Consider the following 17,242-nt stretch of genomic DNA (forward strand, 5'->3'; position numbering starts at 1 on the left):
GGCTAGAAGAGTTTAGCTTTGTCTGCACTGTTGTTCTCAATGATCTTTGCACTTTGCAGCGTCATATTCTCCTTATCGCTGAACATGGAGATCTTACCAGCCAATGACTGTGAAGTTTCCGATTGTCTGTGAATGCCTTTCTCAGCCATTTCCTGTCTGTTATCAGAAGTCTCTCTGATATCACCGGCTGCATTTTGAATAATATCTGTTCCGGCAATTGAAGTAATATTTACATTGGCTGAGTTTGATATATTTTCTCCTGCATTTAATGTAAAATTCTTACCAGCTATCATATCTATATTTTCACCAGCTTTAAAATACATATTTTTAGGCGCGGTTACGGTAATATTTCCTTTACCGTCCATCAAATAAGTATTTCCGCTTGGATCCTCTATGAAAATACTACCCTCCTTATCATTAAAGATTACTTTATTTCCACTTCTTGTCTGAATAGATTTTATGTGATTATTCAGCCCACCACCAAGAGCTACCTGTCCGTGGAACATTCCTCCCATTGCGAAAGGAAAATCCGGATGATGATATTCAAAACCTACCATAACCTGATCTCCCACTTCCGGAATAGCTACAAAACCTCTGTTTTGAGTAATAGCATCCGTTCCTCCGGCATCAGGGCTCATCATTCTGATAAAATGAGTGGTGTCTGGATTTCTCTGCCAATCAAACCTTACTTGTATTCTTCCTTGGTTGAGAGGGTCAGTATTAGAGATTACAGTAGCAACCTGAGGCTCAGCATTCGGAATGATAAAATCCGGCTTAGGCATGAAACCTGTTCCTTCTGCAATTGCTTCAAAACTTCCTTTATAATATCCTCGGGCATCTACCTCATGGGATGTTTCAGTGATGGTAACTTTTGTAAAATATGCCGTTTCATTACTGTCTGGTTTACGCATCTGAATATCAGCGGTACAGCCAGGATATAGAAAAGGAACCGTTGTATTTCCGGAAACGGTAAAAACTTCTACAGCCGCGCTTCCTGCTGCACTTTTCTGAGAATCATCCACATCCATGAACATATTGGCATTTACAGGAGCAGGAGAAAGTGAACGTGCCTTGAAAATGTTGCTGTTAAGCTCATAAGCTTTAGCAGGAACCTCTCCAAGATGTCTGATACTGCTTTCCGATCCTGTCATTTTAGTATGTTCGCTGCTGTTGTATCCGAAAAATTCAGGTTTTGTATGTACAGCTTTTAATTCTATCTGTACATCCGTTGCATTGCTTCCGTAGATAAGACGTACCGGTTTTTCAGGAGCTGGAAGTTTTCCGAAGTGAAGAACCTCTCCGTCATAATAAAACTGTTCCCCATATGCCTCAGCAGTTCGTGCCAGATAGTTGTAATGGGTTTCGTTATATTGTGAGCTGTAGTTGATGTAACTTTTATTCTGAGCATCTACCCTGAAATCAAATTTTTCAGAGCCGAGCGTTTCTTTAATGATTTTATCTGCAATTATTCCTGTATTTACAGACTGGCTTCCACCGAAACTCTGCGTATGAGGAGCAGAATCCATAAGAATAGTAGGGCTGTGACCTTTCAATACAATATTTCCAAGGCTCATTCTTTCCTGGCTGAAAGCAGCTTTGGTAATCACCCCTACAAAGGTTCTTTCTGGGCTCTCATTTTCATAGTCTTTATATTTAAAAACTACTGTTATTCGTTTGCCCAGAAACAAACGGGCTTCTTCAAGATTATGATTTTGAGCTTCCCCTAACGTATCATGAGCCAGTGTAAGCTCAAATTGATGATGGCGTCTCGCACTTTGCTGCAAACGAAAATGTTTGAAGTGTTTGATGGTCTTTCCTTCAATGATGATATCCAGCTTTACCACACGGTTGATTCCCGGAATATGGTTTCCTGAAATTTTATCAGCATTATCAGGCGCTTTATAACGATTCGGTTGAAATGAAAAATTACCCTCCATGATTAATATTGTGTTTTTGTTAGTTTGTTTTGCAGATTATCGTTGAAATAATTTTTTCTCTTTAAATTTTAAGTGATAATCTGTTGATTTTCATTGTGTATCAGGACAAATTGTATGAATTTGTAATGATAATCAAACTGACAAGACAGAATCCTTTTTTGAATTCTGCCCTGTTAGTTCTAATATTGTAAGTGATTTTCTTAAGATTAAGACGGCCACGCACCGAAATAAGAAGAATTACCAAGGTCAATTTGCTCTGCACTCACTACAAAGCTGATATACATACTGTTGTCATCCACTGCATCGAAGTCTACTTCATGCTGGATTACGTAACCGTTGTTCCACTTTAATGTTGTTAAAGTTCCTTCTTCGTGAGACTTGTTGAATGTAATTTCTCCTACTGTAGGTTTGTATTTTCCGTTTAGTAAGCTTTCAAGAATGTCAGATTTATCAGTAGCTTCTACTGTGATTTTGATCAATGCATTAGAAGGGTCAGATGCTACACGTCCAGAAACGTCTGTAGATCTTGAAACGCTATAATTAAGCTTTAATAATTTTTGCCCTTCACCGTTGTTGAATTTTAAAATTCCTCTAGAATTTCTTTCTGCCATGATTAATAGTTTTTAATTAATATTATGTAATTTGATCTATATGTTTCCAAAAATAGAGGTATTTATAATATAATTAAAAGAAATGCGAGAAAATTTTAAAAAGTGTAGTAGTTCTTCTACTAACAAGTGTTAGGTTTTTTATGTATATATTTGTTTATTAGTAGCTTGTAGTCGTGGTTTGGCTGTATTTTAGGAATTTTTAGAAAGGATAGAGTTGATAATTATATTCGCATGAATCCTCGAATTCTCAATGAACCAAAGATGAGTATCTTTCCCACCGCAGACTACTCCGGCAAGATAAAGATCAGGAATATTTGTTTCCATAGTTTCAAAATTATACTGTGGATTCAGGTAATCTCCATTCAGTTCTATTCCTGAATTTCTCAGAAAATCAAAATCCGGAAGATAACCTGTCATTGCCAGTACAAAATCATTTTCAATCTCATGAGTATGCTGATTTTCATCTTTAAAAACTACAGAGTTTTCCTTTATTTCTATGATTTCTGCATTAAAATGAGCTTTAATGCTTCCTTCTGCAATTCTGTTCTCAATATCAGGTTTTACCCAATATTTTACACTCTTTGAAATTTCGGAATGACGAATGATCATGGTAACTTCGGCACCTTTTCTATACGTTTCAAGGGCTGCGTCCACCGCTGAATTGCTTGATCCTACCACTACAATTTTTTGTCTTGCATATGGATAAGGCTCAGTGTAGTAATGTTTTACTTTTGGAAGATTTTCTCCCGGAATATTCATGAGGTTTGGAATATCATAGAATCCTGTAGCAACCACTACATTTTTTGCCAAATAATTTGCTTTTGTTGTTTCAATCTGAAATATTCCGTTTTCTTTAGAGACTTTTAAAACTTTTTCATAAAGATGAATGTTGAGGTCTTTCTGTCTTGCAATACCCTGATAATATTCTAAAGCATCCTGTCTGCCTGGTTTTGGGGCTGTAGAAATAAAAGGAACGTTGTCAATTTCAAGCTTTTCAGCTGTAGAAAAGAAACGCATATATAAAGGATAATGATATAAGGAATTTACTATGGTTCCTTTTTCAATAATTAAATAATTCAGATTGTTTTTTTGAGCTTCAATAGCACAGTTTAAGCCAATAGGTCCTGCTCCGATAATAAGAATATCCAAAATTTCCATTTAACAAAGGTACGATGTAAATGGGAAAAGGAGTGAATGAATCGTTTAAATCTAAAATATCTATATTTTAATATTATAAAGCATAAACGATGTATCTCGTGCTCTATAAGCTGTGGCATCAGTTTTGGTGCTTTTTAAAACTATTATAAAATTATAAATTATGAAAAGATTACTTATTTCAATGCTTGTATTGGGTTTGGTGGTTGCCTGTAAGAAAGAGCCTGGAAAACCAGTCCCAAATGAAATTGATACAATTGCCAGAATAAATCCGGACAGTGCAAAAGTTGTGAAGAATGATACCTTGAAAATGGCAGGTTTGAAGAAGACAAATGATGAGGTTTTACAAACTTTAAAAGCTAAAGATTATAAAACTTTTGCAACATTTATCCATCCTGAAAAAGGAATTAGTTTTTCTATGTATGCTTTTGTAGATCCTAAGAAAGACAAACATTTTTCTAAAGCAGAATTTGAAAAATACCAGCCTACAAAAACATTATTCACCTGGGGAGAAATGGATGGATCCGGTGATCCTTACAAGGCTACAATCAATGATTATCTCGGAAAATGGGTTTTTTCAGGTGATTTTACGACCTCCCAATATTCTCAGAGTAAATTTATAGCTGGTGGTAATTCTCTGAATAATCTTGAAAAAATATATCCTCATAAAGACTTTACAGAAAACTATATCAAAGGAACTGAAAAAACTAGTGAAATGGATTGGAAAACGCTGCGTTTTGTTTTTGAAGAATTTCAGGGGAAATATTACCTGATTGCTGTTGTAAATGACCAATGGACGATTTAAAAGTTAGAAGCCGGATGTAGGAAGCTGGAAGAAGTTTTAGTTATAAAAGGTAAAAGTGATTTTCAAATATATTCTGAAGGTGAAAAATGACAATTGTTTTTCCAAATTTTATAAACCCCTTCTTCCAGCTTCTAACTTGTTTTCTTTATAAAATTTCGCTGAGTTGCTTGGTAAGATTTTTTCGTGAAAACTGCTCAATGTGTTGAGTGTTTTCAGATAGTTGACCGCTTTTCCAGAGATCGAATTTCTCAAGGATGAATTTTTTTACAGTTTCAGAATCACTGTAGCTGAAATGTTTTCCAGCTTGAGTTTCATCCAATATTTTTGAGACATCAGCCTGATCGGGACCAAATGATAAAATCTGTTTTCCTGAAGCCAGATATTCGAATATTTTTCCGGGAATAATTCCTTTTGAGGATTCATTTGGGAAATTTGTGATCAGTAATATTTCTGAGTTTTGCATTTCTTCCACAGCTTTACCATGGGCAAGATATCCAAGGTTCAGGATATGATTTTTTAAACTTGAATTTTCAATAAAATTTAAGATCTTATCATCAATTCTTCCGACAAATTTTAAACTAAAATGGTTGGCAAAATCAGTGTTTTCTTTTACCAATTCATCCAGAACTTTCCAAAGATTTTCAGGGTTTCTGAGTTGTTCCAAAACACCGATATAGCTTAGAGTGAACTTATCCTTCAGTATGTTTTCAGTTTGTTCTTTTGCCTTGTCGGAGTCACTTTCATCAAATCCATTAGTAATACAAACTGAATTAGCTCCTCCTTTACGGAAATTTTCAGCATCCGTATAACTTGTAGCAAGTGTAATGTCTGCATTTTTGAATACTGCACTTTCCAGTTGGCGGTGTTTTTTATCAGAGCTTTTGGTTAATTTTAAGTGCTTGTAATAGGAAATTTCAGTCCATGGATCGCGAAAGTCGGCAATCCATTTAAGATTGGGAAATTTATCTTTTAATCCTAATCCAATCAGGTGAAGAGAGTGGGGTGGACCTGAAGTTACAATTGTATTAATATTATTTTCTTGTATATATTTCTCAAGAAACTGAATGGAAGGTTTTACCCAGAAAACTCTTGCATCAGGAATGAAAAAGTTTCCTCTTACCCAAATAGATAATTTAGATTTCCAGCTTTGATTTTTACCAACATCAAATTGTCCCGCCTTAAATTTTTTATTGCTTTTATTAAGCTTTTCAGCCAGCTGATAAGGTTCCCATATTTTAGTTCTTACGATTTCAATATCTTTAGGAACGTCCTTCATCAGGGTTTCATCCAGTAATGGATAACTTGGATTTTCAGGAGTATAAATGACCGGTTTCCAGCCAAATTCCGGCAGATATTTTGCAAACTTCAGCCATCTTTGAACACCAGGACCTCCCGCAGGAGGCCAGTAATAGGTGATGATCAATATTTTCTTTTGTTCCATTATTTATGAATCGTCTATTATTCATTTGTCATTCTGAACGGAGCGAAGCGTAGTGAAGAATCTCATTCTAGCTCTTCATTCAGAAATTTCCAATTGGAATTGTATTCTTTAATTAAATTTAGTCTTCTTTAGCTTACAATAATAAATTATGCATTAGGTTCAACTAAAGCTTCTTTCTTTTTGTTTTTATTCATCCAGAAAATTCCAAATGCAGCCAATGCGATGAATAATCCGAAGCTAAGAAGAGAAAACCATTTTCCCTTTTCAATTACCTCAGGTTCGAAAACCATTCTGATTTGATGACTTCCTGCCGGTACATGCACTGCACGAAGTAAATAATCTGCTTTAATGTAAGGAACTTCTTTTCCGTCTACAGAAACTTTCCATCCGTGTGGGTAATAAATTTCAGAGAAAACGGCAAGCTGAGGGGTTTTCGACTGAGATTTGAATTCCAGTTCATTAGGTTCATATTTCGTCAGATTGATGAATGCCGTAGAGTCTGCCTGAACAGGTTTATTATCAAAATAAGATTTGTCAGAAGAAGCTACAACAGCTGTCTTTTTATTATCGATAACTCCGATTGACTTGATTTCTTCGTTTGGAGTTTCTACAAATTTAATGTCGCTTACAAACCATGCGTTTCCGTTAGCTTTTGGATTGGGAACAACCTGTGGTTGTTCAGGACCTCCGAAAACCATATACTTTGCATTCAATAGATTTAGGACGTTTGGTGTTTTTACACTGTCAATACTATTGATATACTCATTAAGGACATCGTCATATCTTCTCAGTTTTACAGCGTGATAACCTCCGATAGAAGCTTTGAAGTAAGAGGTATTTGTTTCACTTGTTACTCCTAAAGTCTGGTTATAGATTCTGTAGTGTGCTTTGTCTTTATCAGCAATTATTTCTAATGTCTTGTTGATATTTACTGTAGATAAAATAGATTCAAGGTTTGGATTTCCCTGTACTTTTTCTACTAATAAGTCTGAGCTTTCAGTTTGGAAAGGATTTTCAGCAAAGATCTTGTCTACATAGTTTTCGTCATTTAAATAACGTTTGTTTACCGTCCATAAATCAAATAAACTTATTACACCAATCACAACCAAAGCAATATTCTGGTTAAGTTTTTTCTTTAAGCTTAAGAATAATGCTGCTGCTGCAATTGCCACATAGATGAATGCTTTTATAGCATCTATTCTGAACAGTTTATATCTTTCATCTACAAGATAATCCAGTAAGAAAGGAGGGAAGTATGTCTTCTCATTAGCTGTAGAGAATCCAAGTAAAGATTTTCCGAAAACTAAAAGAATTAATAATAATCCCAATGTTCCACCACTTACATACATGAGGATCTTTTGTTTGTATTCCTCTGTAAGCTTTTCATCTGTAAAGAATCTGTATAGCCCTAAAATAGCAATTAAAGGGAATAGTAATTCAACTACGACAAGGATTGAAGATGGTGCTCTGAATTTGTTGTAAAACGGAACAAAATCAATGAAGAAATCGGATAACGGCATAAAGTTGCTTCCCCAAGCCAATAGAATGGTTAAAATTGAAGCACTCAAAATCCAATAACGGTATTTTTTCGATGCGAAGAAGAATCCTAGTACGGCAAGGAAACATACAATAGCTCCCTGATAAGCCGGTCCGGAAGTACCGGGCTGATCTCCCCAATAGGTCATTCCGCTGAAACCTTTTGAAATTCTGTCCATTTCAGCTTGTAAACCTACATTTTCCTGTACAAGTTCCTGCACTCTGTTCATCATTGCTTTTGCTTCAGGCTCCTGGCTTCCACCACCCATTAATCTTGGAATGAATAGGTTTAATGTTTCAAGTTGTCCGTAGCTCCACATCAGCATACTTTCTTTATCCATTCCGGATTTCCCTGAAGTATGACTGTCGTTTGTTAAAATCTGTTTTCCACGTACGGTTTCTTTTACGTACTCAGAATTTGCCATGATTCTCTGAGAGTTCATTCCAACCCCGATTACACAAGATGCAGCAATGATTCCTGAAGAAATAAGGAAATGTTTCATCGGTGTCTTTTTCTGAATCGCTCTGATCAGTTCAGACAGGAATAAGAATCCTAATGCAAGGAAAAGATAATAGGTCATCTGCGGGTGGTTCGCTGCAATTTGAAGTCCCATAAAAAGGGTTGTTACAATGAATCCCCAGATGTATTGTTTTCGGATATAAACTAATAGAATTCCGGCAAGAAGCGGAGCAAAATATTCAATGGTATTTACTTTTCCGTTGTGTCCCGCCGCAATAATGATGTAAAAATAAGTGGAAAGTCCGAAGAATGTAGCACCCAACAGGGCGTATTTCCAGTTTCTGACCACTACCATTCCCAAAAGGAAAAAACCTGCAAAAAGCAGGAAGAGATAATTGACCGGTCTTGGCAGAAAATTCAGATTGCTGTCGATTTTCTTGATGATATCACCTTTAAACTGGCTACCCATCTGATAAGTCGGCATTCCCCCGAACATGGAATCACTCCAATAGGTTTCATTTCCTGTATTGGCTCTATAGTCTAGTAGTTCTTTTGCGCCTCCTCTGTATTGAACAATATCATGCTGGAAAAGCTGTTTTCCTGAAAATACAGGGGTTGAATATAAAAATGCTAAAACTATAAATACTACTAATGAAATTGCAATATAAATTAAGTTTTTATTTTTTGCCATGCTGGTTATTATCTTTTATTTCTTGGATTTTCTACCTTTTGTCATTACTCTCTTTTACCTCTTCATAGTCTACGGTTTCTGCATCCCATTTAAGGTTTTGTTTGTTATTCTTATTCGAGTTGTTGATGTCCTCATGTCTGTTATTTTGGCTCTGATTATTGAACCTGTAGCTGTAAAAAGTCTTAAAGAAGATCCTTTTCAGAATATTCCAGACAAAGAAAATAACGATAGCAGAGAGTACTAACTCAAGAATGTACTTCATAACTTTTGAATTTAAAGTTTAAGGCTCAGTGTTGATTGTTTTTATCCTGAACCTTAAACGTTTTGTTTTTAATTATTTTGCAGAAGGATTTACCATTACAGCAGAATTAGAAACACTTTTCATAGACTGTGATTGTTTTCCATCAGAAAGCGTTTCAATCTGTGTTGTTTTTACAGTGATGTTCTGGTTGGTAATCCATCCTGTATTTTCGTCAAATTTAATGGTACCGTTCTGAACAAGTTCACTGCTTAAGCTGTGAGTAATTCCTCCTTGGGTCTTTTTGTCAGCTTTTTTAGGGATACCACCTGTCACACCGATTTCAGCAACTCCGTTTCCTAAGCTCTTTAGTACATAGTTTGAAGTTACTTTAATGCTTCCGCTAGGGTCGGCATTTTCAGAAGTTGTCCATTTTTCACCTATTTTTACTCCTTTTTTAGGGATAATAACAAGGTTTTTATTGAATTGGTCCTTCAATACTTTCTCGTTGAAAGATTCTTTTAAGCTTGCCACAACGCTTGCTTTTTCATTAGCGTCTTTGATTAACGTTCCTACAGCAGTGGATACTTTTGCGTAAACAGCATCAAAACCAGTGATAGAAATTACATTCCCTTTGTTGTCCATTTTCATGTCAAGCTTATTGCTTGTAAGGGCTCTATTGATATTCCATATCATTTTAAGCTCATCTTCTTTAGGAATAGGAAGTTTGGTATCTACTACAATTGTTTTTCCCTGTGCAGACTGAGAGCTTCTTTTAGCAACAAGATTAAGGGTCATTTCATAGACATTTCCTTTAATATCGTTTACAGTGAAGTTCATTTCATCTGTAGATTCCGAAGTAGCCGTCATAGATTTCCCCTGTGGGTCAGTCATCGTTTTCGTGTCTCTCTGATACGTTGTAAGAGGATATGTTTTTCCTTTTTCAAGTTTAAAAGTCTGCGTAACGATACCTGCAGAGTCTTTAATAGCTGGATTTTCTACAACCTTAGCTACAGAATCAGCCGGAACTTCTACGGTAACAGTTTTTCCGGTTTTAGGATCTACTTTAGTTACTTTTGCCGTTTCTTTTTTACAAGAAACAAGAGCTATAGATGAGATTAGCGCTAATGCTGCTATGTTTTTCATTTTCTAATTTTTTTAAGTGTTGTGTTATTGGTACTAATTATTTCAACATTTTCTGTCTTACAGCTTCATATAAGATGGCTCCACATGCTACAGAAACGTTCAGTGATTGAGTTTTTCCCTCAATAGGAAGTTTTATTTTTTCATCAGAATGATGCAGTACTTCTTTAGAAATTCCGGTTTCTTCATTACCCATAACGATAGCGCATGGTTCTGTAAAGTTTACATCATAGATCAGCTTTTGTGCCTTTTCAGATGCAGCAAACACAGTAATTCCACTTTGCTGTAAGAAATCTACTGTATGGGCAAGATTGTTTTCTTTACAGATTTTGATATTATAAATACCTCCTGCAGAAGTTTTGATAGCATCAGAATTAATAGGAGCTGCTCCTTTCTCAGGAATAATTACAGCGTCTACTCCTACACATTCAGCCGTTCTACAGATGGCTCCGAAGTTTCTTACATCAGTAAGTCTGTCCAAAATCAATAAGAAAGGAGTTTTTCCTTCTTCAAATAATTGCGGAACAATATCCTCCACTTTATGAAACGGAACATCCGAAATAAAAGCAACCACACCTTGGTGATTCTTTCTTGTAAAACGGTTCAGTTTTTCAACCGGAACATAATTGGGACGGATTTTATTTTTTGCTAAAATCGCTTTCAGTTCAGCATAAATAGGACCCTGAAGTGCATTTTGCACAAAGATCTTGTCAATCGTTTTTCCCGCTTCAATTGCTTCAATCACGGGACGCAGCCCGAAAATAAAATCGTCTTTCATTGATTTGTTTAAAATTTTATGTTTAAGGTTGTCAGGTTTCGGGATTGGATGGTTCATGGTTGATGTGGACTACAAACTTCCAGCCTCCTTTATTCCTGCTTCCTATTAATATTTTTCTCCTAAAATTGCTCTTTTCTGCGCCATTACATATCCATAATGCAAGCTTTCATGCATGTTGTTAAAGATAATAGCATCCTGAATACTCTTCAAATCCATACCAAAACTGGTTGTGTATGGAGTATAATCTGAAAAGAAATCACTGTCATAATCTTTCATCAGAATTTTTGAGGTTTCAGTAAGTAAAAACTCAAGATCTTCCACTTCTGATTTTTGAACATTTAAATTAGGTAATGTCCCTTTTTTGTAGGTCTCAATCCAGTATTTATCAATACGGAAAGGGTTTCCGCTAAGGTAATAGTGCAGAAGTTGCTGTGTGGCAACCGTATGGGCAATATTCCAGTAAATATTATTGTTGAAACCATCCGGAATCAGCAACAGATCCTCGTGAGAGGTGTTCTGTAGGATGTCTAAAAGATTTTTTCTTACCTGTCTGTGTGCTTGAAAATGATAATTCATTTTGCAGAAATTTTAATCTCCAAAAATAGTTTAATAATCTGGGAATGACAATTTTTTGCCTGAGGGATTAAAGTAAAAATTCCTGATTCGTGAAAAAAAGCATTATTTATTATTTTCTTTTTGTGAAAAAAAATGATGGGATTGTAATAGCTTTTAGAAAATTTAACTTTAACCGTCTATTTAATTGCCTGTTTTTATGAATGAAAATCCCTCTCGTGAAAATATTCAAAAGAGGGAATTATGTTAGTTTTTTGACTGTTTTTTATGATTTTCTTTAGATTAATTTAAGAATCTAGAGCTTATTTCTTGATAATCTTATGTTTGAAGGTGACTCCGTTTTTCAATACAATATTCAAAAAATAGATTCCCGCACTGTATGATGAAAGATTAATTCTGTTTTCTTTGAATGTTTCTGACAACTTGCGCCCGTCTATGCTAAAAAGAGTCATTGATGCAACATCTTCTTTTGATTTAATATTGACAAAATCAGCGGTAGGATTAGGGTAGATGTTAACATCTATTGTTTTAACATCTTGAACGTTCAGCGAAGCATTCGTTTTTCCCTGCATATATACAGAAAGATAAACTTCCCCTTTCTGTTGATTGAAAACAGCCGTTGGTATGGTATGCTTTAAAGTGTGATTTCCAGCTGATACACTTGGTAAAGTAAATCCTCTGATGGGAACAGAATTTCCAGGGCACCAATTATTCCACGATGTCCATTCTGCAAATGATGATGGTGTTGCTCCGTAAATTCCGTTACCTTGAGTGTTGTATACTCTGTAAGGTTCACAGGAAATTCCTCCTGGGGTATAGGTGAGTACCTGTACATCGTCCAGATAGGTGTAGTTTTGTCTTCTGATATATTCTTCACCACCATTATCGGCTCCGTGAGGAGTGGAAATGACAAAAAACTTAGCATTGTTCACTGATTCCGGAAGATTGAAGTTGACAAGTCTTACAGTTTCACCAGTAACATCCGTACTGTTATAGTTGTTTAATCGGTTATAGCTAAGGAGTGGAACAAGAGTGTTGTAGTCACTTGGAGTGGCGCCATTATCTGTTGAGAAAAAAGTGAGTGTTCCCGAAAATACATCAATCCTGCCGGTACATCCCTGAACCTGAGTTTGTGCTGCATATGGAACTCCAAAAACATCAAGTTCCATATATAAATCATAAGTACTGCGAAGAGTGGTATCGTGAAATACGCTGTAAAGATTGCTGATATCGTAAGTGTAAGGAACTTCAATAGGAGAACGGTTCTTGTTCATGAAAGGGGTGATGTATCTTCCTACCTCAATTCTTTTTACATTAGGATCATTCATTTCATAGGTAGCCTGATTTTTTGGTACCATAGCCAGAAATACTTCTCCAAGTCGGTCATAATTATCACATAAAGCACCTATTGTTACTCTCATGGCAATTTTTGCTTTAAAGGAATTTAATTCAGCATCCGTTAATTTTCGGGCATATCTTGTGTTTCCTAATCTTATTAAACCTGGAGGAACAGGAGTAGATACTGTAGATGCATAACCATCATAATATACTGCATCTGAAATCAGATTGGTCATGCTGGTAGATTGTGATTTGAAGAGTCCGGATAATAGGAGACTTGAAAAAAGTAATCTTTTAAACATATCGTGGATATTTGTTGTAAATATATTAAAATATGCATTTAAATTTACTTTTATCAAGTGTTATTTTTGTTATTTATGTTGTTTTGTTGAGTAAAATTTAAAATAATTAAGTGTTTTTGTCCTGAAATATCATTTGTTATAAATTTATGCTGTTAATGTTTTTTTTATTATAGTAATTTCTGTTTTTATTGTTAAATTAGCAAGGTAATTATTGTTAATATTATTAATAATGAAAAGAATTTTACTTTTATCTTTCTTGTTTGTAGTCCTGAGTGTAAATGCTCAAATTAATCTAAATATTGGAAGTTCAGCCGTAGGAAGTGCTCCTGTAAGTAGTTTTTTTTCCTATTCCTATGTTCAGCAGATATATCCTAAGCAGGAAATCAATGCTAATGCAGCCGGAAATATTACAGGTTTTACCTTTTATGTTGATCCCTCTGCTACGATAAATGATTCTTCAAACTGGACAATCTATCTAGGAAATACGACGAAAATGACTTTTACATCCGGTACAGACTGGATTCCGTCCTCGCAGCTTACGCAGGTATTTGCGGGTACAGTAACTAAGACCGGTAATAAAGTTGAAGTGATTTTTACAGCTCCTTTTGCGTATAATAATACTGATAACCTTGTTGTGGCAGTGAAAGAAAATTCGCCAAGTATTGATATTAATAATTTTGACGAAGCGTTTAAAGTTTATCCATATTTACAGAACTCTACGCTTGTCTATAAAGGTGATCGTGCAGTAGTGGATCCTGCATCTCCTCCGGGTGGAATAAGAGTAGATTATAAATCCGCAATAAGTATTACGGGATTAACGGCTAATCTTGCTCCGGGGTGCCCAATTGTAATGTATCCTGCGAACAATGCCCAATTTATTTCTTTGTCACCTACTATCAACTGGCAACAGGTTTCAGGAGCTGATTCTTATAGGATTTCTTTAGGTACAACTCTTGGGGGTACGGATGTGATTAATCATCAGACTGTAAATGGAACAAGCTTTAGCCTTTCTCCATCTATTGTTCTTAACCGTAATACTAATTATTATTTAAAAGTTACGTCTGTTTCAGTTAACGGAGAATCTTCCGGCTGTACAGATTATACTTTTAAAACAATTCCTCCTATCCCTGCAAATGATGCATGCTCCGGAGCATTACAAGTTTCAGAATATCCTTATACATATGTGCAGGCAGACGGAATGTCTTCCACTAATAACGGTGGATTTGTATTAGCTTGCGCAAATGATGGAATGAACGATGGTTTATGGTTTAAATTTACAGGAAACGGAACTCCGTATACTATTAAAGTGAGCCCTGGAGTAGCTTCTTTTGATCCTAAAATAGGAGTGTATAGCGGAACATGTAATAATTTGGTCTGTGTAGGAACAATGGATAATAATGGGGGTGGTTCCTCTGAAACAATTGTAGTTCAGACTACTGCAGGAACAGAATATTATGTAAACGTAGGTTCTTATGAGGATTCTGTAGATAAACCAGAAGATGTATTTACGATAAATATAACAAGACCATAATTTTTTTACTTTAAGAAAGTTTCTACATTAAAATAAAAAAGATGTTGTGGTATTAATTTATCACAACATTTTTTATAACAGATTGAATGATAATATAAAAGATGATAACAAACAACGGGATCTATATCAAAGAACTCATATTATCCCCATGTAGAAATCTAAAAGGCTTGTTAAACCCAAAATTTTTAACAAACTTTAACTCAAATATGGCATTCATTGTGTTGATTAATGCAAGTATTTATCAGAAATTTACCACTTATTTTAAATCAAGCTATGTCAGATACATATCAAGCAGAAGATATCCGTCAGTTGACGGAAAAAGTAAAAGAAAAAAACTATTTATTTTCTCTTCTGAGGCAAGAAATCAACAAGGTTATTATTGGACAGGAATACATGATAGACCGTCTTTTGGTAGGGCTTTTAGGAAATGGTCACGTTCTTCTTGAAGGAGTTCCGGGGCTGGCAAAAACTCTAGCTATTAAAACCTTGGCGGATGCTGTTCATGGTGAGTTCTCGAGGATTCAGTTTACTCCGGATTTGCTTCCGGCAGACGTTGTGGGAACAATGATCTATAATATCAAAGACAATGATTTCTCTATAAAAAAAGGTCCTGTATTTGCTAATTTTGTACTTGCAGATGAGATCAACCGTGCTCCGGCAAAGGTACAATCTGCACTTTTAGAAGTAATGCAGGAAAAGCAGGTGACCATCGGTGACGAAACCATGAAGCTGCCAAAACCTTTCTTAGTTTTGGCAACACAGAACCCTATCGATCAGGAAGGAACTTATCTGTTACCAGAAGCCCAAAGTGACCGTTTCATGCTGAAATGTACTATCGATTATCCTTCTTTTGAAGATGAAAGACAGGTAATGAGAATGGTTTCCACATCTCATCAGCCAACAGTAAAGCCGGTTATTTCACTTCAGGATATTGTAGATGCTAAAGAATTGATCAATCAGATTTATCTTGACGAAAAGATCGAAAAATATATTCTGGATATGGTATTTGCAACCCGTTATCCTGAAAACTACGGCTTGTCTGAACTTAAAAACTATATAAGTTTCGGGGCATCTCCAAGAGCTTCTATTAATCTTGCCATTGCTTCAAGATCTTATGCATTCTTAAAAGGAAGAGCTTTCGTTATTCCAGAAGATGTAAAAGCATTGGCAAAAGATGTGTTGAGGCATAGAATGGGCTTAACATTCGAAGCTGAAGCGGAGGAAATTACAACAGAAGAAATTATCAACAGAATCTTAGCAAAAATTCAGGCGCCATAATGAGTGATGTTATAATCAGAAAAGCAGTTCAGGAGGACTGTGCTTCAATGCTGGAGCTAATTAAAGAACTTGCAGAATACGAAAAAGCATTACACGAAGTTACTGTAACATTAGATGAGTTTACAGCAGACGGCTTTGGTACATCTCCCGTTTGGGGATCTTTCGTGGCTGAATTAAATGGGGAAATTGTTGGAATTTCATTGTATTATGACAGATATTCTACCTGGAAGGGCAGAAGATTATATCTTGAAGATCTTGTTGTGACAGAAAGAATGAGAGGGAAAAAGATCGGAAAACTATTGTTTGATGCTACTTTAGCATACGGAAAGTCAAACCAGTACAGTGGAATGGTATTTCAGGTATTGAACTGGAATGAGCCTGCAATCAATTTTTATAAAAAATACAGTCCGAAATTTGATGACGAATGGTTGAATGTATCCATTGAGTTTAAGTAAGAATTAAAACATAAGGAAATCCCGGAACTCAAATCCCGGGAACCCTTAAACATAACCCCTTTATGCAGATAAAAGATATTGTAAAAAAAGTAAAGCAGATAGAAATCCGTACCAGAAAAAAGACGGAGGCTGCTTTGATGGGGCAATATCACAGTGCCTTTAAAGGACAGGGAATGACTTTTTCAGAGGTGCGCCCTTACCAGTTTGGTGATGAGATCAGAAGAATCGACTGGAACAAAACAGCACGTTTCCGTGAACCTTTCGTAAAGGTGATGGAAGAGGAAAGAGAACTTACTATGATGATTTTGGTGGATATTTCCGCTTCAATGGATTATGGAACCAAAGTTCAGCTGAAAAGAGAATATGTAGCAGAAATTGCAGCAAGTTTAGGATTTTCAGCAGCTGGAAATAATGATAAAGTAGGATTGATCCTGTTTGCAGATAAAGTATACAAAGTAATTCCTCCCCAGAAAGGAAGAAAACATATTCTTTCCATTATCAGTACTATTCTGACAGCAGATTACGTTCCTGCCGAATCCAAAATAGATAAAGCTCTGGAATATATGATGGGAATCTTTAAAAGAAAATCCCTCGTTTTTTTATTTTCAGACTTTGAAGATGAATATGATTCCAAAATGCTGAGAGTAGCATCCAAGAAACATCAGCTGTTGGGAATGAGAATATTTGATGAAAAAGATAACGAAATTGCTGATGTAGGATATACCTTATTATATGATGCCGAAACAGGAAAACAAATATGGGCGAATACTTCCAGTGCGAGGTGGAGATATACTTTCGCGGAAGCCCAAAAGCAAAAACTGAGAGCATTGGAAGAAGACTTTGCAAATAGTTCAGCTAGTTTTATGAATATTAATACAGGCTCGGATTATTCAAAATTGTTGTATAATTACTTTCAGAAAAAGTAAACCGGGTTTTACCCACATTAAAACATAAGGTTCTGCCTTTATTA

15 protein-coding genes are annotated in these 17,242 nt (G+C 35.6%); 5 read left to right on the top strand and 10 right to left on the bottom strand.

What is annotated here, in order from left to right; translation table 11 throughout:
- Positions 1–2 precede the first annotated feature (2 nt).
- From BBI01_RS00170 to BBI01_RS00180, 3 genes are all read right to left on the bottom strand, one after another.
- A complete protein-coding gene (locus BBI01_RS00170; protein WP_065392676.1) occupies positions 3–1,937 on the bottom strand; it encodes a type VI secretion system Vgr family protein in 1,935 nt (644 codons plus the stop codon).
- 206 nt (positions 1,938–2,143) lie between these two features.
- Positions 2,144–2,548, bottom strand: coding sequence for a type VI secretion system tube protein TssD (gene tssD, locus BBI01_RS00175; RefSeq protein WP_047434135.1), 405 nt, complete (start codon positions 2,546–2,548; stop codon positions 2,144–2,146).
- Positions 2,549–2,737: 189 nt separating this feature from the next.
- Positions 2,738–3,706: a YpdA family putative bacillithiol disulfide reductase gene (locus BBI01_RS00180; protein WP_065392677.1), complete on the bottom strand. Its 969-nt coding sequence runs from the start codon at positions 3,704–3,706 to the stop codon at positions 2,738–2,740.
- 160 nt (positions 3,707–3,866) lie between these two features.
- Between BBI01_RS00180 and BBI01_RS00185 the strand changes: the two genes are divergently transcribed.
- On the top strand, positions 3,867–4,508 hold the full coding sequence (locus BBI01_RS00185) for a hypothetical protein (RefSeq protein WP_065392678.1): 642 nt from the start codon (positions 3,867–3,869) through the stop codon (positions 4,506–4,508).
- Between the two features lie 145 nt (positions 4,509–4,653).
- Here the strand turns inward: BBI01_RS00185 and BBI01_RS00190 are convergent, their stop codons facing one another.
- The 7 genes from BBI01_RS00190 to BBI01_RS00215 all read right to left on the bottom strand — a co-directional run bounded on the left by BBI01_RS00190 (position 4,654) and on the right by BBI01_RS00215 (position 13,008).
- On the bottom strand, positions 4,654–5,949 hold the full coding sequence (locus tag BBI01_RS00190) for a glycosyltransferase family protein (protein ID WP_065392679.1): 1,296 nt from the start codon (positions 5,947–5,949) through the stop codon (positions 4,654–4,656).
- 146 nt (positions 5,950–6,095) lie between these two features.
- Positions 6,096–8,636 carry a YfhO family protein gene (locus BBI01_RS00195; RefSeq protein ID WP_065392680.1) on the bottom strand — a complete coding sequence of 847 codons (2,541 nt, stop codon included), beginning with the start codon at positions 8,634–8,636 and terminating at the stop codon, positions 6,096–6,098.
- 31 nt (positions 8,637–8,667) lie between these two features.
- Positions 8,668–8,898 (bottom strand): hypothetical protein, encoded by a 231-nt coding sequence (locus BBI01_RS22275; RefSeq protein ID WP_083189964.1) that lies wholly within the window; start codon positions 8,896–8,898, stop codon positions 8,668–8,670.
- A 72-nt stretch (positions 8,899–8,970) separates the two neighbouring features.
- On the bottom strand, positions 8,971–10,020 hold the full coding sequence (locus tag BBI01_RS00200) for a DUF6263 family protein (RefSeq protein WP_065392681.1): 1,050 nt from the start codon (positions 10,018–10,020) through the stop codon (positions 8,971–8,973).
- Between the two features lie 37 nt (positions 10,021–10,057).
- Positions 10,058–10,795 (bottom strand): 23S rRNA (guanosine(2251)-2'-O)-methyltransferase RlmB, encoded by a 738-nt coding sequence (gene rlmB, locus BBI01_RS00205; protein WP_065393313.1) that lies wholly within the window; start codon positions 10,793–10,795, stop codon positions 10,058–10,060.
- Between the two features lie 105 nt (positions 10,796–10,900).
- Positions 10,901–11,371 carry a DinB family protein gene (locus tag BBI01_RS00210; RefSeq protein WP_047095244.1) on the bottom strand — a complete coding sequence of 157 codons (471 nt, stop codon included), beginning with the start codon at positions 11,369–11,371 and terminating at the stop codon, positions 10,901–10,903.
- Positions 11,372–11,670: 299 nt separating this feature from the next.
- Entirely contained in the window at positions 11,671–13,008 is a 1,338-nt protein-coding gene (locus tag BBI01_RS00215) for a peptide-N-glycosidase F-related protein (protein WP_065392682.1), read from the bottom strand.
- A 229-nt stretch (positions 13,009–13,237) separates the two neighbouring features.
- Between BBI01_RS00215 and BBI01_RS00220 the strand changes: the two genes are divergently transcribed.
- The 4 genes from BBI01_RS00220 (at position 13,238) to BBI01_RS00235 (ending at position 17,198) form a co-directional block, all read left to right on the top strand.
- Positions 13,238–14,539, top strand: a complete 1,302-nt coding sequence (locus BBI01_RS00220; RefSeq protein ID WP_065392683.1) for a hypothetical protein — start codon at positions 13,238–13,240, stop codon at positions 14,537–14,539.
- A gap of 273 nt (positions 14,540–14,812) precedes the next feature.
- On the top strand, positions 14,813–15,817 hold the full coding sequence (locus BBI01_RS00225; protein ID WP_065393314.1) for an AAA family ATPase: 1,005 nt from the start codon (positions 14,813–14,815) through the stop codon (positions 15,815–15,817).
- Positions 15,817–16,272 carry a GNAT family N-acetyltransferase gene (locus BBI01_RS00230; RefSeq protein WP_065392684.1) on the top strand — a complete coding sequence of 152 codons (456 nt, stop codon included), beginning with the start codon at positions 15,817–15,819 and terminating at the stop codon, positions 16,270–16,272. Before BBI01_RS00225 ends, BBI01_RS00230 begins: the two co-directional genes overlap by 1 nt.
- Positions 16,273–16,334: 62 nt before the next feature.
- Entirely contained in the window at positions 16,335–17,198 is an 864-nt protein-coding gene (locus tag BBI01_RS00235) for a DUF58 domain-containing protein (protein WP_065392685.1), read from the top strand.
- Positions 17,199–17,242: the final 44 nt, after the last annotated feature.

This window comes from Chryseobacterium artocarpi, from assembly GCF_001684975.1.
Taxonomy (GTDB): Bacteria; Bacteroidota; Bacteroidia; order Flavobacteriales; family Weeksellaceae; genus Chryseobacterium; species Chryseobacterium artocarpi.

Bases quoted from the DNA above. Each gene is read 5' to 3' on its own strand.
- BBI01_RS00170 (WP_065392676.1), bottom strand. From the start codon at position 1,937: ATGGAGGGTAATTTTTCATTTCAACCGAATCGTTATAAAGCGCCTGAT.
- tssD (WP_047434135.1), bottom strand. From the start codon at position 2,548: ATGGCAGAAAGAAATTCTAGAGGAATTTTAAAATTCAACAACGGTGAA.
- BBI01_RS00180 (WP_065392677.1), bottom strand. From the start codon at position 3,706: ATGGAAATTTTGGATATTCTTATTATCGGAGCAGGACCTATTGGCTTA.
- BBI01_RS00185 (WP_065392678.1), top strand. From the start codon at position 3,867: ATGAAAAGATTACTTATTTCAATGCTTGTATTGGGTTTGGTGGTTGCC.
- BBI01_RS00190 (WP_065392679.1), bottom strand. From the start codon at position 5,949: ATGGAACAAAAGAAAATATTGATCATCACCTATTACTGGCCTCCTGCG.
- BBI01_RS00195 (WP_065392680.1), bottom strand. From the start codon at position 8,636: ATGGCAAAAAATAAAAACTTAATTTATATTGCAATTTCATTAGTAGTA.
- BBI01_RS22275 (WP_083189964.1), bottom strand. From the start codon at position 8,898: ATGAAGTACATTCTTGAGTTAGTACTCTCTGCTATCGTTATTTTCTTT.
- BBI01_RS00200 (WP_065392681.1), bottom strand. From the start codon at position 10,020: ATGAAAAACATAGCAGCATTAGCGCTAATCTCATCTATAGCTCTTGTT.
- rlmB (WP_065393313.1), bottom strand. From the start codon at position 10,795: ATGAAAGACGATTTTATTTTCGGGCTGCGTCCCGTGATTGAAGCAATT.
- BBI01_RS00210 (WP_047095244.1), bottom strand. From the start codon at position 11,371: ATGAATTATCATTTTCAAGCACACAGACAGGTAAGAAAAAATCTTTTA.
- BBI01_RS00215 (WP_065392682.1), bottom strand. From the start codon at position 13,008: ATGTTTAAAAGATTACTTTTTTCAAGTCTCCTATTATCCGGACTCTTC.
- BBI01_RS00220 (WP_065392683.1), top strand. From the start codon at position 13,238: ATGAAAAGAATTTTACTTTTATCTTTCTTGTTTGTAGTCCTGAGTGTA.
- BBI01_RS00225 (WP_065393314.1), top strand. From the start codon at position 14,813: ATGTCAGATACATATCAAGCAGAAGATATCCGTCAGTTGACGGAAAAA.
- BBI01_RS00230 (WP_065392684.1), top strand. From the start codon at position 15,817: ATGAGTGATGTTATAATCAGAAAAGCAGTTCAGGAGGACTGTGCTTCA.
- BBI01_RS00235 (WP_065392685.1), top strand. From the start codon at position 16,335: ATGCAGATAAAAGATATTGTAAAAAAAGTAAAGCAGATAGAAATCCGT.